The following is a 20,891-nucleotide window of genomic DNA, read 5'->3' on the forward strand; positions in this document are numbered from 1 at the left end:
GACCCTCCCCCTCCAGGGGAGGGTGGCGATCACATCGGCCGATACGCCCGCACGTCTGACGGCACGTTGACGCCGAGCTTGATCTGGCCGACCGACCTGATGATGTCGTCGCCGAGCAGTTGCGCGAAGCAGGCATAGCCCCAGTCGCTCATGTGCAGGCCGTCGGCGATCACGAAATTCTCGATCGGGATCGCCTGCTTCTCGTGCCAGTCCTTCATGACCGCGAAGCGCGGGAAAATGCCGACCTTGCGAAGCTCGGCGGTCTTGTTCAGCAGCGTCATCATCTTGCCGGCGCTTTCGGCGTGCTCGTTGACCCGCGGCGAATATTGCGGATCGATCAGCACGACGTCGGCGCCAACGGCCTGAATGCGCGTGATGCCTTCCTCGACGAGTTTTGCCGTCTCGCCCGGATCGAGGTTGCGCAGCACCGCGTTGGTGCCGACCTGCCAGATCACCAGATCCGGATGCATGTCGATGACGGAAGTCTGCAGCCGCTTCATCATTTCGGGTGCATCCTCGCCGCCCTTGCCGGCATTGACGACGGAGATGTCGGCCGTCGGATATTGCCGGCGCAATTGCGCGGCGAGCCGGTTGGGGTAGTTGAATTCCGGCGAGGTCGCGCCGAAGCCGGCGGTCGATGACGATCCGAACGCAACGATCACCACCGGCTGACCCGCGACGAGCTTGTTCGCGACACGCGGCAGCGACCCCATCGATTTGGAGCCGCCCTTTGTCGGCAGGCACGGAACACGGCTGAAGATGTCCCCGGCGGATTTCGCGACCTCCTTCACCTTGTCGATCGCCTTGCCGGTGATGCCCTTCGCGGCAGGATTGGCCGCAGCCACCGGCGCGGCCTGCGGCGGGATGCTTTCAGCCGAGGGCTTCTGTTCGGTCTTGTTTCCAGATTTGGCGCTATCGGACAGCGCCGCCTGCTGGGCGGTCTGTTGCGGGGCCGCCTGGGCATGCAGCGGAAGCACCGAGGCGGGCATCAGCAGCGCCAAGCCCGCGACGGAGACAGTCAGCAATGTCGATAAGCGAAAAGGGCAGTGACGGCTCATTAAGGCTAGTTCCCTAATTCTGCTGCGCCTGGTCAAGGCGGGCCGCATCGAGCACAAATTTCGACAGCGCGCGGCCAATGCAGCCATGAACCCGTTTGGCCATATCGGTGCCATGGAAAGTACTGAACAGGTCGAAATCTCCGGCGTCGTTCCAGTGACGCATGATGGCAAACCGGTCGAACAGCGGAACACTATGCTGCTGCGCCACCACGCGCATACTATCTAGGTATGGCGGCGCAGAAATCATCGTTTCCGTGCGCGGGCTGTATTGCAGATTGACCAGAACCACATCGGCTCCTGCATTTTGCAGCGCAGCAACTCCCTCGTCGACGGCACTGCGAAAATCGTCGGGATCGACGGATCGCATAGCATCGACGGTCCCCGTCTGCCAGATGACCAAAGTAGGCCTTTTTGCTTCCACCAGCTTAACGAGGGTGGCGTCAGTCTCCTCAGCGGTTTTTCCGGGCTGTAATTCTACGGATAGATTGATCGGGATCGAAGGCAGCTTCTCCTTCAGCGCGGCTTGCAATTTGGCGGGATAGGCGCTGTCAGCCGAAGCGGCGATGGTCGAGGAACGGCTGCCCACCACGAGGATGGTCAACGGCCGGCCGTTCTTGACGGCCTCGGTGACCTTCGGCAGCACGCTTTCGGTGTTCAGGAGATAGGCCGGCACCTCGCAGGCCTGGGGTGAGGCCTGGGGGGCCTCCTCGGCGCGCGCCAAGCCGGTAGCCGCAAGGCCGGCGAACAGGGACAGGGCTAGTACGGCTCCAGAATTGGGCCTCATACGCTCCCTCCAGCCATATCGGCATTGCCGCCCGTGCGCTTGTTTTTGGACGCATCTTTGTCGGCCGAATGCTTGTACCACGAAATCACCCACGCCACGCCCCACATGATGAGGATTCCGGCAAGGCTGACCAGGGCGTGCGTGACAGCACCCCCGCCAACTTCGGCCAGCACGAAGTGCCCTGCGAAGGCCAGGAAGACGCCGAGACAGAATATCTCAAGTGAATGCTGGCCACACAGGATCAATGGTCGCAGCCAGGGCGATTTCAGGCCCGACCAATCCTTGGGCAGGAAGCGCACCGTGAGCGCCGCCAGCGCCAGAAAATGGGCAAACCGCAGCACGTCCAGATCGGTCTTGGTGATCGGGTACATCCACTGTTCGAGCCGCTTCGGCATCAGAAAGCTGAGCTGCGGTATGTGCCAGGTCAACGTGACGAAGAACGCAAACAGCAGATAGGTAATGCAAATCCACATCGTCACCGGCGACGACAGGATGCGGGACATGCGCGCCGCGCCGCCCAGCGCACACCAGGCGCCGAATACGAACAGCAACTGCCAGCAGAACGGATTGAAGATCCAGAAGCCGCTCGGATAGGCCGTCAGGTACCAGTCGAAGTGCCATGTCAGTGCGTACAGCAGCACCGACAGCCCCAGCGCGATGTCGGCCCGCCACTTCATCAGCCACAGGATGATCGGCAGAAACAGCATCAGCACGATGTAGAGCGGCAGCACGTCCATATTGACGGGCCGGAATCTCAGAAGCAGCGCCTGGACGATGGTGACGTCAGGCTGCTTGAGAAAATCCAGGATGCCCATTTCTTCGCTGTAGAGCGGGTTCTCGAAACGGGTCGCGACGTAGGAAATCTCGGCGAGGAAGATCGTGAACAGGAACACATGTGCGACGTAGATCTGCCAGACCCGGCGCATGATCCGCGCGGTCGCCACTACGAAGCCGGCCTGCAGCATCGCGCGGCCGTAGACGAAGGCGGCGGTGTAGCCGGAGATGAAGATGAAGATCTCGGTGGCGTCGGAAAATCCGTAATTGCGGATCGTGAACCAGGTCAGGATATTGGTCGGCAGATGATCGACGAAGATCAGCCACAGCGCCATTCCGCGAAACAGGTCGAGCCGCAATTCGCGCTCGCCGGCCACCGGCAGCGCAATCGCCGGCGCGGAAGTCGCCGCGGCCTTGCTATCGCTGAGGGTCGTTCCGGCAACGGGATCGGCAATGGACGACATCTGGCACCGTGAGTTGAGCTTTTAGGCGTGCACTGTCCGGGAACGATAATATCGGCCCGCACCTTGCACACAAGGTACGCAAACAGATACGGGGCCAGACCGCGCGCGGGTGCGCTCTAGAATGGAACTATGTTGAAACCGCGATCAAACAACCGGCAAACCCGGCGCACCGGCGATTGTTCCCCCGGCATTCTTGGCTATGATGCGGAACAGGATTTCCGAAAGCTTGCCCGCATGTACCGCGCCGTCACCCGCCAGATCGAAGTCACCGTCGAACCGAACTTCCTCCCCGGGCGCTCGTCGGTCGACAAGGGCCAGTATTTCTGGTCCTACACGATTGTGATCACCAACACCGGCGCCGAGACCGTGCAGCTCCGTACCCGGCATTGGATCATCACCGACGCCACCGGCCGCAAGCAGGAAGTCCGCGGCGAAGGCGTGGTTGGCGAGCAGCCTGTTCTGGCGCCGGGCGAGCGCTTCGAATACACGAGCGGCGTGCCGCTGCCGACCGCGTCGGGCTTCATGACCGGGCGCTACCAGATGGTCAGCGAAAGCGGCGAACGATTCGAGATCGACGTGCCGACGTTCTCGCTGGATAGCCCCGATAGCAGGCGGGTGTTGAACTAACGAGGGGCACCGCTCTCTCCACGTCATTGCGAGCGAAGCGAAGCAATCCACGCCTCGGCGCGGGGATAGATGGATTGCTTCGCTGCGCTCGCAATGACGTGGAGATAGCGACGCAGCACAACGTCGTCCCCCGCGAAGGCGGGGGATCCAGTACGCCGCGGCCTCTCGGTTCAATCACTTCTGTCTCTGGGATACTGGGTCACCCGCCTTCGCGGGTGACGACAATTGAATATGCGTTCGTAATCTCGCGACATGAACTGTCCGAGGTTGCCAGAAACTTCCCGCCCTCTCGAAATAGAGGGCGCAGGGAAGACCGGGTGCGCGCTGCACCCGCGGTCTCGCGTGCGATTTGCGCAAACAAAACTGCACACGAGCATACAGGGCAGCGGGAGCATTCCGGCCTTCCCTGCGCAATGGCTTTACGGCTTACTTCGTGCTCTCCCCGGAGAACGGCTCTTTTGCCTCCGTCGCCCCCAAGAAGCTTCGCTTCTCCAGGACTTAACGCCAGCACCGCGACGTCCGAACCACACGACTTCGCCGTACGCTTCAGGCGCGTACGTCTCGCGCGCCTCTCGCGTCCATCGCATCTCACCGCACGTTCGTGACGATCGCGAGCGTCCCTCATCTGCCGTGAGACAGGCGGAGTTATGCCGGTGATTTGGCCTGCAAGTTAAGCGGAATATTTTTGCAAGGGGGACTGGACAGGATTCAGGTGATTTGCCCGACAAGTGAAATGGCCGCGAATTGTAGGGTGGGCAAAGCGCAGCGTGCCCACCATTCAGCAGCAATGTCGTGGATAGGTGGTGGGCACGCTTCGCTTTGCCCACCCTACAAAACGGCCGTTACTCCTCCACGCCCGCTGCATGCGGGGTGAACTGGTAGACCGAGGAGAACTCGTAGGTCATCACTACCTTGTCGTCCTTGACCATCTCAGCCCGGTCCTTCGCGCAAGGCTTTTCAGCATCGGCGAGCCCTCATCACGTGCGATTGGTGACAATTAATAGCCGGCTGCGGGAACCATTGCCCTGCGAGCCTATTGGCTTCCTGACACAATCACTTTTGGAAAGAGACATTATGAAAAATCTCGCAATCTATCTGGCGGCAGGCGCAAGTGCGCTTCTCGTGACGGCCGCTTCCGCTGCACCGCTTTCCCCGAATGTATCAGTCGCTCCGGAGAGCAACATTCAAAACGTTCGCATGGTTTGCAATGAGGCAGGCCAGTGCTGGCGCCAACGCGGTGAACGCCGCGTCATTGTCCGTGAGCACCATGATTCATATGGATATGCTCCCCGTCGCGAGCGCTATATCGAGCGCCGTGGCTATGGAGACGGTGGCGGCATCGGCATCCGCGCGCCCGGCGTCAGCGTCGGAATCGGCACCGATCGCTATTGAGGAAGCCGACAACAGTCTGAACACGAAAGAAGCCGCGGAGAAATCCGCGGCTTTTTTTGATGCAAACTCGAGTAGCTCGGAGCGAATGGTCAGCCGGCATCGAGCCGGCGCTCCGACATGCGGCGCTCAACTTGGCCGGTGTTCACACGTGAGGGGCGCTTGCTCCCCGCAGCCGCTCGACGAACCAGAAGGCCCCGATCGTAACGAACGACAGAACGAAAAATGCTCCGCAGGCCAGCAAAGTCGGCACTGAACTTATATCCATGACATCCTCCAGGGTTGATCGCTTGCAGTTTCTGTTCGCGACGAACGAGCACCTGCGCCCGGCCTGCCACGTCATCTCGGCTAACAGATCAAAAGCGCTCGTTTCAAAAATCTGCGGCGACCAGATCGTAAGAGCCCCGGCCTCCACGGACGTAAACCTTCGCAGCCGCCGCGCATATCACATCGCGGTTGCAATCGAACGCGTTCAGGAAACCGGACTCGTCGGGGCGGGCATCTGGCTGAATTCGCCTCAATGCGCCCTCTTCTATAAAGAATGTCGCTTCCAGCGCGCTGTCATGCCCCCAGAACCGCACGGCTCGCCGGGTCTGGTCATACGAGCGGCTGTGATTTGGAAACTCAATCATGGCTTACCACCGATCGGATTACAGGCGTCAAGCCACGCGTCTCACCGGCCTTCACACGACCGGTATCGCGGCCTGGTTCAACGACCTCGAGACGCGCACATCGAAGCGATGTGCGGTTGGTCAATGTCGCTGACAAGATTTGGCGTGGCTAAGCTTCGCGCTGCCGTAAAGGCGATGCTGAAGCAATACGATGGCGCTTGGATTGAGATGGCTACTCAATGCCGCATTACAATGCCTGCCAGGCAGCTCCCAGAAAACAAATTGCGAATCTCCTCGCTATTCGCCTGATAGTCACTATGTTCAAGATATCACCGCGCGCCCCGGGCTGTTATCGGTGACTGAGAGCGTTGCGCTCCCGCCTTAGCCAAAAGGGCGGTCACATGCCAAAACTCCCCGCATTCAATCTTCGTGAGTGGCTGGTACCTCGGGTATTGATGCCGATCTTTCTTGTGCTGCTGGTCGCCGCTGCGATGGTTATTCAATGGTGATCGAGCGTAGCGCGGTTTCACCGCTGGACGGTCGATCTCCGATTAAATCTCAATCTTCGCTGGCGCACGATCTGGACGCCAGGGCGGTGATCGCCCTGGATGAGGCTCGCGAGATGCCGCCGGGAGATGAGCGCACCGAGGCTACTCACAAAGCAATGATCCTTCGAAATGCCGCTGAAATGCACGAACTGCTCTACGGCAAGCGTGGCGCACCGGGCGTATGACGGAGGCTTAGTCCGTTGGCACCGAGCTTTTGGTGTCATTGTCGAGCCAGCGGGGATCATATGGGCAGCGAGATACTTGTCCCATATGAACACCTATCCAAGTCGATCGCCATTCCCCGCGAGCGCCCTTTTGATGGCACTTGATCATTCATGCATTCCCGCCGTCGTTCTCATTGTCGAGGACGAGATGGTGCTCCGCATGCGCGCGGTCGACATGGTGGAAGACGCCGGATACACGCCACTCGAGGCGCTGGATGCCGCCGAAGCCGTCGCCATCCTGGAATCCCGATCCGACGTCGCGCTGATGTGCACCGATATCCAGATGCCCGGCCAAATGGACGGCGTCGGACTTGCGCACGCCGTGCATGCGCGTTGGCCGACCATCAGCATCATCGTGGTATCGGGGCAATTGGACCTGCCGCACCTCGATCTTCCTCCCCGCAGCAGGTTTATCGGCAAGCCACTCAATGCCGGGGAAGTGATCGCCGAAATGCGCGACATGATCGGTTACGCCTGAGACGCCAGTGCCTTTCACGCCGAATACGGCCCAAAGCGCGTGATTTCGGCGAAAACCCCGCCCCCCCGAAGATCAGTGCGGTATCCAGCCTATGATGATACGATCAGCGATGTCTGAAGCCGATCTCCGGACGGAACCGCGTCCCGCAAGCAGCACATCCCCATACCAGGACGAACTGGCGGCAGAAAATGTCAGCCTGCGGCTTCTGCTCGCGCAGGCCGAGATCAATGCGCAGAGTCTGCTGGCCACGGCCGGCATCGACGCCAGGGAGCGCGAGGCGGCCGACAAGCTGCAGAAGCTGATCCTCGAGGAGCTGCACCACCGCATCAAGAATACACTCGCAACCGTCGGCGCCATCGTCTCGCAGAGTCTGCGCGACCTGCCCGAAGCCAGGCACGCGCAGCACGCCATCGAAGGCCGGCTGCTTGCGCTCGGGCGAGCGCACGATCTGCTTTTGCAGGCAAGATGGAGCAGCGCGAATCTTGGCACGATCGTCCGCAGCGCCACCGAAGCCTTCGATAATCCCGATCAGCCGAAATTCTCGATTTCGGGGCCCGATATCCGGATGACATCTGGTGCCGTCATTGCCATCGCGATGACGCTCAACGAACTCTGCACCAACACCACGAAGTTTGGCGCCCTGTCGGTCCCTCAAGGACGCGTCGACATCAAATGGACACTGGATCAACAGGCGCAGCGCCTGCACTTCGTATGGACCGAGACGAACGGTGCGGCAGTCCGCCCGCCCAAACAGCGCAGCTTCGGCACGCGGCTGATCGAGACGCTCGGCAGGCAACTCCGGGGCGACGTGCGGCTAACCTATGAGCCGACCGGGTTCGTCTACACATTCGACGTGCCGATGGCTTCCCTGACTTCGGCGGCGTCATAGGCCCTTCTTCAGGAATTGCGAAAGCCAATCGTCCCATCCGTCCGGGCTGGCCCGCCCTACGCGCTCCAGATCAAAACAACGTAACGAACCCGAAAGAACCCATGATGAAAAAACCCGTCCTCACAATTGACGAACCCCAGCCGAAAAAAGCGATACGAGCCGACCGGCCTCCCACCGATGGCTTCGTGACGGTTGTCGACGGCCATTTCAAATCGGAGTTTGACACCGCCGAGGCAGCCGAAACGGCGGCGCGGAAATTGAAGTCGGCTTACCCGATGCTCCAGATCGAAATCTATGATGCTGCCAAAATGGTCCGCACATTGGTGAGCGAGACCGTCATCCCGGCGAAATAGCAGTCCGTAGGGTGGGCAAAGCGAAGCGTGCCCACCATTCAAGGATGGTCTCTCGGATAGGTGGTGGGCACGCTGCGCTTTGCCCACCCTACGAAACTATCGCCTACTCCTCCACGCCGGCTTCCTGCGGCGTGAACTGGTAGACCGAGGAGCAGAACTCGCAGGTCACCACGACCTTGTCGTCCTTGACCATCTCGGCGCGGTCTTTTGGCGCGAAGCTTTTCAGCATCGCAGAGACCGCATCGCGCGAGCACGAGCATTGCGCGCGCAGGGGCAGCGGCGTGAACACGCGCACGCCGCGCTCGTGAAATAATCGATACAGCAGGCGCTCGCCCGACAGATCGGGATCGATCAGCTCGACATCCTCGACGGTGCCGATCAGCGACTGGCCCTCGACCCAGGCGTCATCTTCGGCAACGGAATGCGTCACCGCGCCATCGGGCGCATCGCCGGGATGCAGGTCGGCCTGCCGCGCCCGCTCCGGCGCCTTCGGCAAGAACTGCAGCAGCATGCCGCCGGCACGCCAACGGTGTTTTCCGCCGTCGCCGCCGCGCCATTCCTCGCCGACCGCGAGCCGCACACGGGTCGGGATCTGCTCGGAGCGCAGGAAATATTCATGCGCGGCGTCTTCGAGGCTGCCGCCGTCGAGCGCCACCAGCCCCTGGTAGCGGCTCATGTCCTGCCCCTGATCGATGGTCATGGCGAGATGGCCCTTGCCGAGCAGAGTGCCTGAATCCTGGCCGTCTTTCAGCCGCTTCGCGTCATAGCGCGCATAGGCGCGCAAGCGATCGGGCGACTGGAAATCCACGATCAGGAACGAAACCGGGCCATCGGTCTGCGTCTGCAGGATGAAGCGGCCGTCGAATTTCAGCGCCGTGCCGAGCAGCGTCGCCAGCACGATCGCTTCGCCGAGCAGCTTGCCGACCGGCGTCGGGTAATCGTGCTTGGTCAGGATTTCGTCGAGCGCGGGGCCGAGCCGGGTCAGCCGTCCGCGCAGGTCGAGTTCTGCGACCTCGAACGGCAGCACCGCGTCATCGACGGGGACGGACGACGGCGCACGAATGGGCGCCTCGGTCGTGATTTTGATGTCTGATTGTGAATCCATGGCGCCTTATCTGGGGTCGGAACATGCAAAACGAAAGGGGTTGAAGAGCGGCGAACTATCTCCACTCGTCGTCCCTGCGAACGCAGGGACCCATAGCCACCGGCGTTCCGAGTTAGGCAAGGCATCAGCCACTGCCTTCATCATTGGGGCCGCGGCGTATGGGTCCCTGCGTTCGCAGGGACGACGAGAGACCTACGCCACTTCGTTAAAACACCAGGCCAGAATGCCTTTCTGCGCGTGCAGGCGGTTCTCCGCTTCGTCGAACACGACCGATTGCGGACCGTCGATCACCTCGTCGGTGACCTCCTCGCCGCGATGCGCGGGCAGGCAGTGCATGAAGATCGCATCCTTGCTCGCCAGCGACATCAGCTTGGCATTGACCTGATAGGGCTTGAGCACGTTGTGGCGGTGTTCGCCGTCCTTGTCGCCCATCGACACCCACGTGTCCGTGACGACGCAATCGGCGCCGCGAACGGCGGCCTCGGGATCGTTGCCGAGCACGATCGGGGCTTGCGTTGCCTTGATCCAGTCCTTCATCGCCTTGTTCGGCGCGAGCTGCGGCGGGGTCGCGACATTGAGCTTGAACTTGAAACGCTCCGCCGCATGCGCCCAGGACGCCAGCACGTTGTTGTCGTCGCCAGTCCAGGCCACGGTGCGGCCTTCGATCGGCCCGCGATGCTCCTCGAAGGTCATCAGGTCGGCCATCACCTGGCAGGGATGCGAGCGGCGCGTCAGCCCGTTGATCACGGGCACGGTGGCGTGCGCGGCCAATTCCAGCAGCGCATCGTGGTTGAGGATGCGGATCATGATCGCATCGACATAGCGCGACAGCACGCGCGCTGTGTCGGCGATGGTCTCGCCGCGGCCGAGCTGCATCTCCGCACCCGTGAGCATGATGGCCTCGCCGCCGAGCTGGCGCATGCCGACATCGAACGACACCCGCGTGCGGGTCGAGGGACGCTCGAAGATCATCGCCAGCGTCTTGCCTTCGAGCGGCTTCTTGGCTTTCTCGTGCGCCTTCAGCTTCGCCTTCATGTCGGCGCTCAAGGCCAGCATGTTGCGCAACTCGCTCGGCGGCAGTTCGCTGATGTCGAGGAAGTGGCGGACGGACTTGCTCATCACCCTGCCGCCTTCTTCAACTGATTACCCGACAGCGCGACGCAGGCGCGCTCGAGCATCTGAACGGATTCATCGATCTCGGTCTCGGTCACGATCAACGGCGCCAGGAACCGCACCACATTGTCGCCGGCGCCGACGGTGAGAAGTTTCTGGTCGCGCAGCGCGTTGACGAGATCGCCCGACGGCACCACGGCCTTGACGCCGACCAAGAGCCCCTCGCCGCGCACTTCCGAGAGCACGGCGGGATAACGATCGACCACGGAGGCCAGCTTCTGTTTCAGGAGCAGCGACATCTTCTGCACGTGGTCGAAGAAGCCGGGCTTCAGCATCACGTCGAGCACGGCATTGGCGGCCGCGATCGCCAGCGGATTGCCGCCGAAGGTCGAGCCGTGCGAACCGGGCGTCATGCCGCTTGCGGCTTCGGCGGTGGCCAGCACCGCGCCGATTGGAAAACCGCCGCCGAGCGCTTTCGCCAGCGACATCACATCGGGCGTCACGCCGACGCGCTTGTAGGCAAAGAGATCGCCGGTGCGGCCCATGCCGGTCTGCACCTCGTCGAACGCCAGCAGCAGGCCCTTCTCATCGCAGAGCTGGCGCAGCGCCTTGAAGAAAGACTGCGGCGCGGAGCGCACACCGCCCTCGCCCTGCACCGGCTCGATCAGGATGCCCGCGGTGTGCGGGCCGATCGCCTTTTTCACCGCTTCGAGATCGCCATGCGGCACCTGGTCGAAGCCGTCCATTGGCGGCCCAAAACCTTCGAGATATTTGGCGGAGCCGGTCGCGGCCAGCGTGCCGAGGGTGCGGCCGTGGAAGGCGCCCTCGAAGGTGACGAGCCGATAGCGCTCGGGATGACCCTTGGAGAATTGATAGCGGCGCACGACCTTGATCACGCCTTCCATCGCCTCGGCGCCCGAATTGCAGAAGAACACGAGGTCGGCGAAGCTCTGCTCGCACAACCGCGCGGCAAGCTTCTCGCCATCCGGGCTCTTGAACAGGTTCGACATGTGCCAGAGCCTGGTCGACTGTTCCTGCAGCGCCGCAATCAGATGCGGATGGCAGTGGCCCAGCGCATTCACCGCGACCCCCGAGGTGAAGTCGAGATAACGATCGCCATTGGTGGCGGTCAGCCAACAGCCCTCGCCGCGCTCGAAGCCGAGATCGACCCTGGCAAAGACGGGGAGCAGATGCGACGTGGCGCTATTGGTCATGGCGATCACTAATGGTTTGCACTGAAGGTTTGAGACCTGCTCTCAAGACCTGCCGCGGAGCACACGCGTGAATTGGCGCGAACGCGGCAACGGCCGGTCTTGCGAAAACGAAACGTGCCGCCTCTTAAGGGCGGCACGTGAGAGGTATTCTATGTGGGCGGGGGGCGCTGTCAACACGCCACGAAGCGGCCTTCTGCACTGCAAGATGGGCTAAATCCGTAGGATTGCGGTGTGGTGGAAAACACGCACTGCAATGCATAGATGTTCGGAACATGTGGACGCGCGGCCCCGGACTCTTGCGCCCGAGTCACGCCATATTGTAGCGTTTGGGCTGTCGGGTACGACATCTCGTGCGGCGGTTCTGATCCCTAAAGTCCATTTTGTAAGGCGTACACGTTCGGGCGCGGTTTTCGCGCCCGGCGAGGGCTAAGGGATTCTGCCCGCTGCGATTTTTGAGACGAATGACGTCGCCTGCGCTGCCCCTGATTGGCCGGCGCGAAGCGAAGGGAAGACTACGATGACGGTATTGACCTGGTCAGACGATCGCGTCGAGCAGCTGAAGAAGCTCTGGGAAGCCGGATTATCGGCCAGCCAGATCGCCGCGGAACTCGGAAATGTGACGCGAAACGCTGTGATCGGCAAAGTGCACCGGCTGGGCCTGTCCGGCCGCGCCAAGAGCCCCTCCTCGGCCGCCCCGCGGCAGCGCAAGGCACGCCCGGCCCAGCAGATGATGCGGGTGTCGCGCCCGGTCTCGCGCGGCAACACCGCGCTTGCGCACGCCTTCGAGGTCGAGATGGAGCCGGATCCGATCGCCTTCGACAACGTGGTGCCGATGAGCCAGCGGCTGTCGCTGCTTGAACTGAACGAGGCGACCTGCCACTGGCCGGTCGGCGATCCCTCAAGCCCGGAATTCTTCTTCTGCGGCGGCAAGGCGCTCTCTGGCCTGCCCTATTGCGCGCATCACTCGCGCGTGGCGTATCAACCGGCCGCCGATCGCCGGAGGCAGCAGCCGAAGCCGACGCGGTAAGGGGCGGTTTGTCGTAGCCCGGATGGAGCGAAGCGAAATCCGGGACAGACCCGCGATTGGCTGACATTCCCCGGGTTGCGCTTCGCTCCACCCGGGCTACGAACTAAATCGTTTGTCGTCCCTGCGAACGCAGAGACCCATAACCACAGGTGTCCGTGGTTATGCTTCGCTGGAGCTCCAGCGCACTTCAACAATCAGCATCGGTGGTTATGGGTCCCCGCGCCCCGCGCGCAATTGCGCACTAGGCGGGGACGACGATGCAGAGTGCGCGACGACGATGGAGCTATTGCTGCTCCACCTTCGCAAACCGGTCATCCAGCGCATAGCCCGCGCCGCGCACGGTGCGGATGGGATCCTGCTCGCGGCCGGGATTGAGCAGTTTGCGCAGGCGGCCGATATGGACGTCGACGGTGCGCTCGTCGATATAGATGTCGCGGCCCCAGACGCTGTCGAGCAATTGCTCGCGGCTGAAGACGCGGCCGGGATGCTCCAGGAAGAATTCCAGCAAGCGATACTCGGTCGGGCCGAGATCGATCTGGCGGCCCGAACGGGCGACGCGGCGTTTCTCGCGATCGAGTTCGATGTCGCCATAGGTGAGCACGGTGGCGAGCCGTTCGGGGCTCGCCCGTCGCAACAGGCCCTTCACCCGCGCCAGCAGCTCCGGCACCGAGAACGGTTTTACGATGTAATCATCGGCGCCGGTCGCAAGACCCCGCACCCGCTCGCTCTCCTCGCCACGCGCGGTCAGCATGATGATCGGTAACTGCTTGGTCTCCGGCCGCGCCCGCAGGCGGCGGCAGAGCTCGATGCCTGACAGCCCCGGCAGCATCCAGTCGAGCACGACGAGATCGGGCACGCGCTCCTTCAGCCGCGTATCCGCATCGTCGCCGCGGCCGACGGTTTCGACCTCATAGCCTTCGGCGTCGAGGTTGTAGCGCAACAGCGTGGTCAGCGCTTCCTCGTCCTCGACCACCATAATGCGCGCGCTCATTCCTTTATCCCTCAGCTATTAGGAACCGTGGTCGCAAACGTCGTCATGTCGCCCTTCGGGCGCTTGTCGAGCATCTGCTGTCCCTCGATCATGTAGAACACGGTCTCGGCGATATTGGTGGCGTGGTCGCCGATCCGCTCGATGTTCTTGGCGCAGAACATCAAATGGATACAGAACGAGATGTTGCGCGGATCTTCCATCATATAGGTCAGGAGTTCGCGGAACAGCGAAGTGCAGATGGCGTCGACTTCCTCGTCGCCCTTCCAGACCGCCATCGCCGCCGGCAGATCGTGCGCCGCATAGGCGTCCAGCACCGACTTGACCTGCGACTGCACCAGGTCGGTCATGTGTTCGAGGCCGCGCATCAATTTCAGCGGCTGGAAATCGTTCTCCAGCGCCGCGACGCGCTTGCCCATGTTCTTGGCGAGGTCGCCGATCCGCTCCAGATCGGTGGCGACGCGCATGGCGCCGACGATCTCGCGCAGATCGATCGCCATCGGCTGGCGGCGCGCGATCGTCAGCACCGCGCGCTCCTCGATCAGATGCTGCAGGCGGTCGATCTCGACATCGGTCGCGACGACACGCTTGCCGAGCGGGACGTCGCGGCGGACCAGTGCGTCGACGGATTCGGTGATCATGCGCTCGACCATGCCGCCCATCTCGGCGACGAGACGGGTCAATTCCTGAAGGTCGCTGTCGAAAGCCTTGGCGGTGTGTTCAGAAGCCATGTGTTATCTCCTCAACCGAACCGGCCGGTGATGTAGTCCTGGGTGCGTCGATCACTGGGCGAGGTGAAAATCTTGTTGGTATCGTCGAACTCGATCAGCTCGCCGAGATACATGAAGGCGGTCTTGTCGGAGACGCGCGCCGCCTGCTGCATGTTATGGGTGACGATGGCGATGGTGTAATCCTCCGCGAGTTCCTGGATCAGTTCCTCGATCTTGGCCGTCGAGATCGGATCCAGCGCCGAACAGGGTTCGTCGAACAGGATCACCTCGGGCCGCACCGCCACCGTGCGGGCGATGCAGAGCCGCTGCTGCTGGCCGCCGGACAGCGACAGGCCGCTTGCATTCAGCTTGTCCTTGACCTCGTTCCACAGCGCGCCGCCACGCAGCGCCTTCTCGACCCGGCCGTCCATCTCCGACTTGGAGATCTTCTCATAGAGGCGGATGCCGAAGGCGATGTTTTCGTAGATCGTCATCGGGAACGGCGTCGGCTTCTGGAACACCATGCCGACGCGGGCCCGCAGCAGATTGAGGTCGAGCTTGGGGTCGAGGACATTGGTCTGGTCGAGCATCAATTGCCCGGTCGCCTTCTGGCCAGGATAGAGATCGTACATCCGGTTGAAGATCCGCAGCAGTGTGGACTTGCCACAGCCGGACGGCCCGATGAAAGCCGTGACGCGGTGGGTGCCGAGCGTCAGGTTGATGTTCTTCAGCGCGTGATGCTCGCCATAGTAAAAGTTCAGGCCGCGCGCGGTCACCTTGGGCGCAGCTTCGGGCAGCGCCACCTGCGGAACGGGTCCGCTCGCGGAACTCACGGATACGGAGAGATCGGTCATTTGGATGTCCTCTCGGCGCCGAGAATGCGCGCGCCAATATTCAGGGCAAGTACGGTGAGCGTGATCAAGAGCGCCCCGCTCCAGGCGAGCTGCTTCCAGTAGGCATAGGGGCTCTGGACGAAGTTGTTGATGGTGACCGGCAGGTTCGCCATCGTCTTGGTCATGTCGAGGCTGAAGAACTGGTTCGACAGCGCGGTGAACAATAGCGGCGCGGTTTCACCGGCGACGCGGGCGGTCGCCAGCAGCACACCGGTGATGAGGCCGGCGCGCGCGGCGCGATAGGCAATCCGCTTGATGACAAGCGAGCGCGGCAGGCCGAGCGCGGATGCCGCCTCGCGCAGGGGATTTGGCACCAGCCCCAGCATGTCCTCGGTAGTGCGGACCACCACCGGGATCACGATCACGGCGAGCGCCAGACAGCCGGCGAAGGCCGAGAAGCCGCCCATCGGCACCACGATGGCGCCGTAGATGAACAGGCCGATGATGATCGACGGCGCGCTCAGCAGAATGTCGTTGATGAAGCGGATCACCGAGGTGAGCTTGTCGTGCTTGCCGTACTCGGCGAGGTACGTTCCGGCGAACAGGCCGAGCGGCGCGCCGATGCCGACCCCGATCACGGTCATCATGATCGAGCCGATGATGGCGTTGCGCAGGCCGCCATCGGTCGAACCCGGTGGCGGCGTATCCTGGGTGAAGACGGCAAGATTCAAGCCGGAAATGCCGTTGTAAAACAGCGTGAACAGGATCAGCGCCAGCCAGGTCACACCGAACAGCGCGGCGCCCAGGCACAGGAACTTGACGATGATGTTGTTGCGGCGGCGGGATGCGTAAATCGGGTTCATGGTCCTAGTTCCCCGCCTTCTTTTCCAGGCGCATCAGCATCAGCCGCGCGGCAGCAAGAACGAAGAACGTCAGCACGAACAGCAAGAGGCCAAGCAGGATCAGGCCGGATTGATGCAGGCCATCGCTCTCGGCGAACTCGGACGCAATCGCCGCCGAGATCGTGGTGCCCGGCGCGAAGATCGAGGACTGGATCTTGAACGAATTGCCGATGATGAAGGTCACCGCCATGGTCTCGCCGAGCGCGCGGCCGAGCGCCAGCATGATGCCGCCGATCACGCCGACCCGGGTGTAGGGGATGACGACGTTGCGGACGACTTCCCAGGTGGTGCAGCCGACGCCATAGGCCGCTTCCTTCAGGACCGGCGGCACCGTTTTGAAGACATCGACCGAGATCGCGGTGATGAAGGGCAGCACCATGATTGCGAGAATCAGCGCGGCGTTGAACAGGCTGAGATAGGACGGGGGACCTGCGAAGATCGTGCCCAGCACGGGGACGCCGTCGAACACGCTGATCATGAAGGGCTGGAAGGTGTTGGCCAGGAACGGGCCCAGCACGAAGAAGCCCCACATGCCGTAGATGATGGAGGGAATGCCAGCGAGCAACTCGACCGCAAGTCCGATCGGACGGCGCAGCCAGATCGGGCAGATCTCGGTGAGGAAAATCGCGATGCCGAGGCCGACGGGAATCGCAATCATCATCGCGATCACGGAGGTGATCAGCGTGCCGTAGATCGGGCCGAGCGCCCCTAGCACCGGCGGATCGGCCGACGGCGCCCAGCGCTGCGTCCACAGGAAGGCTGCGCCATACTCACGGATGGCGGGCCAGGCGCCGACGATCAGCGAAAGGATGATGCCGCCGAGGATGAGGAGAACCGAGATCGCGCAGGCGCGCGTGATCCAGTAGAAGGTGACGTCGCCGAGCTTGAACGCGCTGAGAGCCTTCGCGCGATCATAAGGTCCGGCAGCATCCATTACGTCGCTTTCAACCGCCATTTCTGCCACGCCAATCCCCTGTACTTCTACTTGATCCGGTTCGATCCGTCTCGTGCCCCGGATGCGGCGCAGCGCGCTTGCGGTGCGCTGCTGTTCCGGGGTCCATTCTTGCTTGGCGACGCTTGGGTCCCGGCTCTGCGGTGCACCGCTGAAGAAGCGCTGCACCGCGTCCGGGACAAGGGACCTCAGCTCTTGATTTCAGCCGACCAGGTCTTTTCGATCAGCTTGACCACCGATTCCGGCATCGGGATGTAGTCGAGCTCTTCGGCCATCTTGCCGCCCTTCTCGAACGACCATTTGAAGAACTTGATGGCTTCCTGGGCGGCGGCCTTGTCGGTCGCAGCCTTGTGCATCAGGATGAAGGTCGCCGCCGTGATCGGCCAGGAGGCTTCGCCGGGCTGGTCGGTGAGGATCACGTAGTAGCCGGGCGCCTTGGCCCAGTCGGCGTTGGAGGCGGCCGCCTGGAAGGCTTCAATGGTCGGCTGCACGGTCTTGCCGGCCTTGTTGATCATCGCCGTATGGGTCAGCTTGTTCTGCTTGGCATAGGCATATTCGACGTAACCGATCGCGTTCTTGGTCTGGCCGATATTGCCGGCGACGCCTTCATTGCCCTTGGCGCCGACGCCAACCGGCCATTCGACGGCAGTGCCGGTACCGACCTTGGTCTTCCATTCGGCGTTCGACTTCGACAGATAGTCGGTGAAGTTGAAGGTGGTGCCCGAACCGTCGGAGCGGCGAACCACAGTGATCGCGTCCGCCGGCAGCTTCACCTTCGGATTGAGCTTGGCGATCGCGGCGTCGTCCCACTTCTTGATCTTGCCGAGATAGATGTCGCCGATCACTTCGCCCGACAGCACCAGTTCGCCCGGCTTGATGCCTTCGAGGTTCACGACCGGCACGATCGCGCCCATTACCATCGGCCACTGCACCAAACCGTCCTTCTCGAGCTGCTCGGCCTTCAGCGGCGCGTCGGTGGCGCCGAACGTGACGGTCTTGGCCTGGATCTGCTTGATGCCGGCGCCGGAGCCGATCGACTGGTAGTTCAGACCGTTGCCGGTCTCCTTCTTGTAGGCGTCAGCCCACTTCGAATAGATCGGGAAGGGGAAGGTGGCGCCTGCGCCGGTGATATCGGCGGCAAAGGCCGACGTCGACGCGGCGACCATGCCGGCAGCGACGATTGTCTTGATGAAATTCATGGCTGGTCTCCATTGCTGAGCGAAGCGCCGTTGCGCCCGATCGCGCTCATGCCGCTCGTGGTAAGAGCGGTCGATAGAGCTTTTACGAAGGTTCGATGACAGTTGGATGACACAACCAAGCGATTGAAATCGCTTGAGTTTAGTGCACTGACGGGGCTTTTGCCTGGGGAAAACAGGCGGTAAAGACAGCGCCGTTTTTGGGCACGCTTTCGATCAAAAGCCGGCCGCGATGACGGTTAAGAATATGTTTCACCAAGGATAAACCGAGCCCGGTTCCGCCCTGCGCACGGCTGTCGCCGACATCGACCCGGTAGAAGCGCTCGGTCAGCCGCGGCAGATGTTCCGGCGCGATGCCGGGGCCGAAATCCCGGACCATGATGCGGACTTCCGGCGCGCCCTCGCTGGATGTGGCCTGGCTCAGGGTGACGATCACTCGTTCGCCGGACGCGCCGTATTTGAGCGCGTTCTCGATCAGGTTCTCGAACAGCCGCAGCAGTTCCTCGCGATCGCCCGCAATCGTCACCGGCGCCGCGGGCAGATCGATCTCGATCGCGACCTGGCGTTCCCGGGCCAGCGGCTCCAGCCCGTCGGCGACCTGGCGAATGATCGGCACGATATCGACGGAGGCGTCGGGCCGGACATGGGCCGACAATTCGACCCGCGACAGCGACAACAGATCATCGATCAGCCGCGCCATCCGCGTCGCCTGCGTATGCATGATGCCGAGGAAGCGCTCGCGCGCCTTGGCATCCTCCTTGGCCGGCCCCTGCAGCGTATCGATGAACCCGGACAACGCCGCGAGCGGCGTCCGCAGCTCGTGGCTGGCATTGGCGACGAAATCTGCGCGCATTTCCTCGACCCGCCGCAGCGGCGTCTGGTCGTGGAACGTCATCAGCATGCATTTCTCGGTGCCGCCGAACAGCGTCGGCACCGGCACCGGCGTGATGATCAGTTCCATCCAGCGATCGACCGGAACCTGGTCGTGATAGCTCGCCCGGCGCGGTTCGGTGGTTGCGATCGCCTCGCGCAACGCGGTGATGATCTCGGGCGAGCGCAGCGCAAACTGCGCGAGCTCGTTCTTGCGCAAAGCGGGCGCGAGCTGGGCGGCTGCCGCGTTGAGATGCAGGACGCGGCCGGCGCGGTCGAGCAGCACGGCCGGATCCGGCATACCGGCGACGACGGCGCTGACGGCTGCAGACTCGACCGGAGTGACGGCGCGGACATCGTCACGGGAGGCCGCCACATGATGCAGCCGCCACGGCACCAGCGCTGCGGCGCCGATACAGATGAAAACCGCCACGGCGCGCGCCAGCGACAGATCGGCCAGCACCACGAGCGCGCAAAGCGCGAGCCCAGCGGCGAGCAGAATAATGGCCGAATGCCGCAACCGGTCCGGCCACGGTGCAAAGAAGGAGGAAGAGCTGGAATCGTCGATCGCCATGGCGCAGGCTTTTTCCTCTATTCGCGAAGCCCCCGCCGCGTCATCAGGTGCCCGTGTCTCCACGTTCGCGGACATAGACGGCGGCCTTATGCCTCGTCGGTTCGGCGTCGGCGCCGGCCGCCAATTGGCGCAGGCGCTTCGATCGCGCGCCGATGATAATCTCCCGAAGCGTCAGCAAGATTACAGATATGACAAAGGGACCGATATAATAGAGGACACGGAACAGCAGCATGCCGGCCAGCAGTTCCTCCCGGTCCATCTGCCAGAGGCCGACCAGCATGGCGGCATCGAACACGCCGAGCCCGCCGGGCGAATGGCTGGCGAAACCCAACAGCGTCGCCGAGACGAAGATGACCGCGACGACGACAAAGCCGATCTGGGGCTCGTCCGGAACCAGCATGTACATCGCCAGCGCGCAGAAACCGAGATCGACGATGCCGATGGCGATTTGCAGCAGCGTCAGCGGCCCGCCCGGCAGCGTGACCGTCCACGGCCCGCGGCCGACGCCGCGCGGCGCAACCCAGACCCAGGCCACATATCCGATCAGCGCAAAGATGATGCCGAACGCCGCGACGCGGTTAAGCCAGACCGGGAGCTGATCGATCGAGGCAGCGGCTTCCGGGTGATAGGCGATGCCCAGCCCCAGCACGGCGGCATTGCCGAGCCAGAAGGTGAGCCCGGCGAGGAAACAGATCTTGGCGACATCGATCGCGTTCAGCCCCCAGGCCGAATAGATCCGGTAGCGCACCGCGCCGCCGGTGAAGACGCTGGCGCCGACATTGTGGCCGATCGAATAGGAGGTGAAGGAGGCCAGCGCGGTGACGCGGTAGGGAATGTGGCGGTGACCGATCGCGCGGACCGCGAACCAGTCGTAGAAGGTCAGCGTGAAATAGCCCGCCGCCACGAACAACGCCGCCAGCGCGATCTGGCGCGGGTCGGTGCTCTTGATGGCGTCGATCACCTCATTGGTGTCGATGCCGCGGAGCATGTGATAGAGGACGTAGCACGCAACGGCGATGACCGTGATGCTGATCAAGACCCCGAGCTTATGCAGGACCTGCTTCTGGCGCAGAAACGAGATCGCCCTGCGTATTGCTTCAAGCATCTACACCTCGAATTGCGCTTCTCCGACGACGACAATGGGGTGAACCCCCGCCGGCGCTACGCTGCTCCCCTGCCCCTCTGGTAGCGCGTTTTGAGCCGGAGTG

The 20,891-nt window shown here is 62.6% G+C and carries 23 protein-coding genes and 1 pseudogene; 7 read left to right on the plus strand and 17 right to left on the minus strand.

The features are described from left to right. Positions 1 to 29 precede the first annotated feature (29 nt). From KIP88_RS22820 to KIP88_RS22830, 3 genes are read right to left on the minus strand one after another with little or no spacing between them, the layout of a single operon-like run. Positions 30 to 1,058, minus strand: a complete 1,029-nt coding sequence (locus tag KIP88_RS22820) for an SGNH/GDSL hydrolase family protein (RefSeq protein ID WP_374226499.1) — start codon at positions 1,056 to 1,058, stop codon at positions 30 to 32. A gap of 13 nt (positions 1,059 to 1,071) precedes the next feature. Further along, entirely contained in the window at positions 1,072 to 1,842 is a 771-nt protein-coding gene (locus KIP88_RS22825; protein WP_249790956.1) for an SGNH/GDSL hydrolase family protein, read from the minus strand. Beyond that, on the minus strand, positions 1,839 to 3,080 hold the full coding sequence (locus KIP88_RS22830; protein ID WP_214490244.1) for an OpgC domain-containing protein: 1,242 nt from the start codon (positions 3,078 to 3,080) through the stop codon (positions 1,839 to 1,841). Before KIP88_RS22830 ends, KIP88_RS22825 begins: the two co-directional genes overlap by 4 nt. Before the next feature lie 234 nt (positions 3,081 to 3,314). Between KIP88_RS22830 and apaG the strand changes: the two genes are divergently transcribed. Next, positions 3,315 to 3,707: a Co2+/Mg2+ efflux protein ApaG gene (apaG, locus tag KIP88_RS22835; RefSeq protein WP_214490382.1), complete on the plus strand. Its 393-nt coding sequence runs from the start codon at positions 3,315 to 3,317 to the stop codon at positions 3,705 to 3,707. An 842-nt stretch (positions 3,708 to 4,549) separates the two neighbouring features. On the opposite strand, the pseudogene KIP88_RS46630 reads toward apaG, so the two are convergent. Next, positions 4,550 to 4,680: pseudogene (locus tag KIP88_RS46630) on the minus strand (Hsp33 family molecular chaperone); the annotation flags it as partial. A gap of 101 nt (positions 4,681 to 4,781) precedes the next feature. Between KIP88_RS46630 and KIP88_RS22840 the strand changes: the two are divergent. Further along, complete coding sequence (locus KIP88_RS22840) at positions 4,782 to 5,099, plus strand: hypothetical protein (RefSeq protein ID WP_214490383.1); 318 nt, start codon at positions 4,782 to 4,784, stop codon at positions 5,097 to 5,099. 142 nt (positions 5,100 to 5,241) lie between these two features. On the opposite strand, the gene KIP88_RS47895 is transcribed toward KIP88_RS22840, so the two are convergent. After that, positions 5,242 to 5,364 carry a hypothetical protein gene (locus tag KIP88_RS47895; protein ID WP_283848525.1) on the minus strand — a complete coding sequence of 41 codons (123 nt, stop codon included), beginning with the start codon at positions 5,362 to 5,364 and terminating at the stop codon, positions 5,242 to 5,244. A 103-nt stretch (positions 5,365 to 5,467) separates the two neighbouring features. Continuing rightward, positions 5,468 to 5,728, minus strand: coding sequence for a DUF1488 domain-containing protein (locus KIP88_RS22845; protein ID WP_214490245.1), 261 nt, complete (start codon positions 5,726 to 5,728; stop codon positions 5,468 to 5,470). Positions 5,729 to 6,140: 412 nt separating this feature from the next. On the opposite strand from KIP88_RS22845, the gene KIP88_RS22850 reads away from it, so the two are divergent. From KIP88_RS22850 to KIP88_RS22865, 4 genes are all read left to right on the plus strand, one after another. Further along, a complete protein-coding gene (locus KIP88_RS22850; RefSeq protein ID WP_308163627.1) occupies positions 6,141 to 6,440 on the plus strand; it encodes a hypothetical protein in 300 nt (99 codons plus the stop codon). Positions 6,441 to 6,573: 133 nt separating this feature from the next. Then, complete coding sequence (locus KIP88_RS22855; RefSeq protein ID WP_214490246.1) at positions 6,574 to 6,957, plus strand: response regulator; 384 nt, start codon at positions 6,574 to 6,576, stop codon at positions 6,955 to 6,957. Positions 6,958 to 7,066: 109 nt separating this feature from the next. Next, positions 7,067 to 7,846 (plus strand): sensor histidine kinase, encoded by a 780-nt coding sequence (locus tag KIP88_RS22860; protein WP_214490247.1) that lies wholly within the window; start codon positions 7,067 to 7,069, stop codon positions 7,844 to 7,846. A gap of 101 nt (positions 7,847 to 7,947) precedes the next feature. Further along, the gene (locus KIP88_RS22865) at positions 7,948 to 8,199 is read left to right on the plus strand and encodes a hypothetical protein (protein ID WP_308163628.1); all 252 of its coding nucleotides are present in this window, start codon (positions 7,948 to 7,950) and stop codon (positions 8,197 to 8,199) included. 103 nt (positions 8,200 to 8,302) lie between these two features. Here KIP88_RS22865 and KIP88_RS22870 read toward each other — a convergent pair whose 3' ends face one another. The 3 genes from KIP88_RS22870 to KIP88_RS22880 all read right to left on the minus strand — a co-directional run bounded on the left by KIP88_RS22870 (position 8,303) and on the right by KIP88_RS22880 (position 11,631). Then, a complete protein-coding gene (locus tag KIP88_RS22870; protein ID WP_214490248.1) occupies positions 8,303 to 9,304 on the minus strand; it encodes an Hsp33 family molecular chaperone in 1,002 nt (333 codons plus the stop codon). Positions 9,305 to 9,496: 192 nt separating this feature from the next. Then, positions 9,497 to 10,423: an ornithine carbamoyltransferase gene (argF, locus tag KIP88_RS22875; protein ID WP_214490249.1), complete on the minus strand. Its 927-nt coding sequence runs from the start codon at positions 10,421 to 10,423 to the stop codon at positions 9,497 to 9,499. Beyond that, positions 10,423 to 11,631: an aspartate aminotransferase family protein gene (locus KIP88_RS22880; RefSeq protein WP_214490250.1), complete on the minus strand. Its 1,209-nt coding sequence runs from the start codon at positions 11,629 to 11,631 to the stop codon at positions 10,423 to 10,425. The genes argF and KIP88_RS22880 overlap by 1 nt, the downstream gene beginning before the upstream one ends. Before the next feature lie 517 nt (positions 11,632 to 12,148). Here KIP88_RS22880 and KIP88_RS22885 point away from each other — a divergent pair. Further along, positions 12,149 to 12,658 (plus strand): GcrA family cell cycle regulator, encoded by a 510-nt coding sequence (locus tag KIP88_RS22885; RefSeq protein WP_214490251.1) that lies wholly within the window; start codon positions 12,149 to 12,151, stop codon positions 12,656 to 12,658. A 283-nt stretch (positions 12,659 to 12,941) separates the two neighbouring features. On the opposite strand, the gene phoB is transcribed toward KIP88_RS22885, so the two are convergent. The 8 genes from phoB to KIP88_RS22925 all read right to left on the minus strand — a co-directional run bounded on the left by phoB (position 12,942) and on the right by KIP88_RS22925 (position 20,788). Next, a complete protein-coding gene (gene phoB / locus KIP88_RS22890; RefSeq protein ID WP_214490252.1) occupies positions 12,942 to 13,649 on the minus strand; it encodes a phosphate regulon transcriptional regulator PhoB in 708 nt (235 codons plus the stop codon). A gap of 11 nt (positions 13,650 to 13,660) precedes the next feature. Next, on the minus strand, positions 13,661 to 14,377 hold the full coding sequence (phoU, locus tag KIP88_RS22895) for a phosphate signaling complex protein PhoU (RefSeq protein ID WP_214490253.1): 717 nt from the start codon (positions 14,375 to 14,377) through the stop codon (positions 13,661 to 13,663). An 11-nt stretch (positions 14,378 to 14,388) separates the two neighbouring features. Beyond that, complete coding sequence (gene pstB, locus KIP88_RS22900; RefSeq protein WP_214490254.1) at positions 14,389 to 15,210, minus strand: phosphate ABC transporter ATP-binding protein PstB; 822 nt, start codon at positions 15,208 to 15,210, stop codon at positions 14,389 to 14,391. Then, complete coding sequence (gene pstA / locus KIP88_RS22905) at positions 15,207 to 16,052, minus strand: phosphate ABC transporter permease PstA (RefSeq protein ID WP_214490255.1); 846 nt, start codon at positions 16,050 to 16,052, stop codon at positions 15,207 to 15,209. Before pstA ends, pstB begins: the two co-directional genes overlap by 4 nt. 4 nt (positions 16,053 to 16,056) lie before the next feature. Then, positions 16,057 to 17,046, minus strand: a complete 990-nt coding sequence (gene pstC / locus KIP88_RS22910; protein WP_214490256.1) for a phosphate ABC transporter permease subunit PstC — start codon at positions 17,044 to 17,046, stop codon at positions 16,057 to 16,059. Positions 17,047 to 17,231: 185 nt separating this feature from the next. Continuing rightward, positions 17,232 to 18,242, minus strand: a complete 1,011-nt coding sequence (pstS, locus tag KIP88_RS22915) for a phosphate ABC transporter substrate-binding protein PstS (RefSeq protein ID WP_214490257.1) — start codon at positions 18,240 to 18,242, stop codon at positions 17,232 to 17,234. Between the two features lie 139 nt (positions 18,243 to 18,381). Further along, positions 18,382 to 19,683, minus strand: a complete 1,302-nt coding sequence (locus KIP88_RS22920) for a cell wall metabolism sensor histidine kinase WalK (protein WP_214490258.1) — start codon at positions 19,681 to 19,683, stop codon at positions 18,382 to 18,384. A 43-nt stretch (positions 19,684 to 19,726) separates the two neighbouring features. Next, positions 19,727 to 20,788, minus strand: a complete 1,062-nt coding sequence (locus KIP88_RS22925) for a lysylphosphatidylglycerol synthase domain-containing protein (RefSeq protein ID WP_214490259.1) — start codon at positions 20,786 to 20,788, stop codon at positions 19,727 to 19,729. Positions 20,789 to 20,891 lie beyond the last annotated feature (103 nt).

Origin of the sequence: Bradyrhizobium sp. SRL28 (assembly GCF_018596315.1) — a bacterium.
Classification (GTDB): domain Bacteria; phylum Pseudomonadota; class Alphaproteobacteria; order Rhizobiales; family Xanthobacteraceae; genus Bradyrhizobium.

Excerpts from the sequence above, each read along its gene's own strand:
- KIP88_RS22820 (WP_374226499.1), bottom strand. The coding sequence starts at position 1,058 with ATGAGCCGTCACTGCCCTTTTCGCTTATCGACATTGCTGACTGTCTCC.
- KIP88_RS22825 (WP_249790956.1), bottom strand. The coding sequence starts at position 1,842 with ATGAGGCCCAATTCTGGAGCCGTACTAGCCCTGTCCCTGTTCGCCGGC.
- KIP88_RS22830 (WP_214490244.1), bottom strand. The coding sequence starts at position 3,080 with ATGTCGTCCATTGCCGATCCCGTTGCCGGAACGACCCTCAGCGATAGC.
- apaG (WP_214490382.1), top strand. The coding sequence starts at position 3,315 with ATGTACCGCGCCGTCACCCGCCAGATCGAAGTCACCGTCGAACCGAAC.
- KIP88_RS22840 (WP_214490383.1), top strand. The coding sequence starts at position 4,782 with ATGAAAAATCTCGCAATCTATCTGGCGGCAGGCGCAAGTGCGCTTCTC.
- KIP88_RS47895 (WP_283848525.1), bottom strand. The coding sequence starts at position 5,364 with ATGGATATAAGTTCAGTGCCGACTTTGCTGGCCTGCGGAGCATTTTTC.
- KIP88_RS22845 (WP_214490245.1), bottom strand. The coding sequence starts at position 5,728 with ATGATTGAGTTTCCAAATCACAGCCGCTCGTATGACCAGACCCGGCGA.
- KIP88_RS22855 (WP_214490246.1), top strand. The coding sequence starts at position 6,574 with ATGGCACTTGATCATTCATGCATTCCCGCCGTCGTTCTCATTGTCGAG.
- KIP88_RS22860 (WP_214490247.1), top strand. The coding sequence starts at position 7,067 with ATGTCTGAAGCCGATCTCCGGACGGAACCGCGTCCCGCAAGCAGCACA.
- KIP88_RS22865 (WP_308163628.1), top strand. The coding sequence starts at position 7,948 with ATGATGAAAAAACCCGTCCTCACAATTGACGAACCCCAGCCGAAAAAA.
- KIP88_RS22870 (WP_214490248.1), bottom strand. The coding sequence starts at position 9,304 with ATGGATTCACAATCAGACATCAAAATCACGACCGAGGCGCCCATTCGT.
- argF (WP_214490249.1), bottom strand. The coding sequence starts at position 10,423 with ATGAGCAAGTCCGTCCGCCACTTCCTCGACATCAGCGAACTGCCGCCG.
- KIP88_RS22880 (WP_214490250.1), bottom strand. The coding sequence starts at position 11,631 with ATGACCAATAGCGCCACGTCGCATCTGCTCCCCGTCTTTGCCAGGGTC.
- KIP88_RS22885 (WP_214490251.1), top strand. The coding sequence starts at position 12,149 with ATGACGGTATTGACCTGGTCAGACGATCGCGTCGAGCAGCTGAAGAAG.
- phoB (WP_214490252.1), bottom strand. The coding sequence starts at position 13,649 with ATGAGCGCGCGCATTATGGTGGTCGAGGACGAGGAAGCGCTGACCACG.
- phoU (WP_214490253.1), bottom strand. The coding sequence starts at position 14,377 with ATGGCTTCTGAACACACCGCCAAGGCTTTCGACAGCGACCTTCAGGAA.
- pstB (WP_214490254.1), bottom strand. The coding sequence starts at position 15,210 with ATGACCGATCTCTCCGTATCCGTGAGTTCCGCGAGCGGACCCGTTCCG.
- pstA (WP_214490255.1), bottom strand. The coding sequence starts at position 16,052 with ATGAACCCGATTTACGCATCCCGCCGCCGCAACAACATCATCGTCAAG.
- pstC (WP_214490256.1), bottom strand. The coding sequence starts at position 17,046 with ATGGCGGTTGAAAGCGACGTAATGGATGCTGCCGGACCTTATGATCGC.
- pstS (WP_214490257.1), bottom strand. The coding sequence starts at position 18,242 with ATGAATTTCATCAAGACAATCGTCGCTGCCGGCATGGTCGCCGCGTCG.
- KIP88_RS22920 (WP_214490258.1), bottom strand. The coding sequence starts at position 19,683 with ATGGCGATCGACGATTCCAGCTCTTCCTCCTTCTTTGCACCGTGGCCG.
- KIP88_RS22925 (WP_214490259.1), bottom strand. The coding sequence starts at position 20,788 with ATGCTTGAAGCAATACGCAGGGCGATCTCGTTTCTGCGCCAGAAGCAG.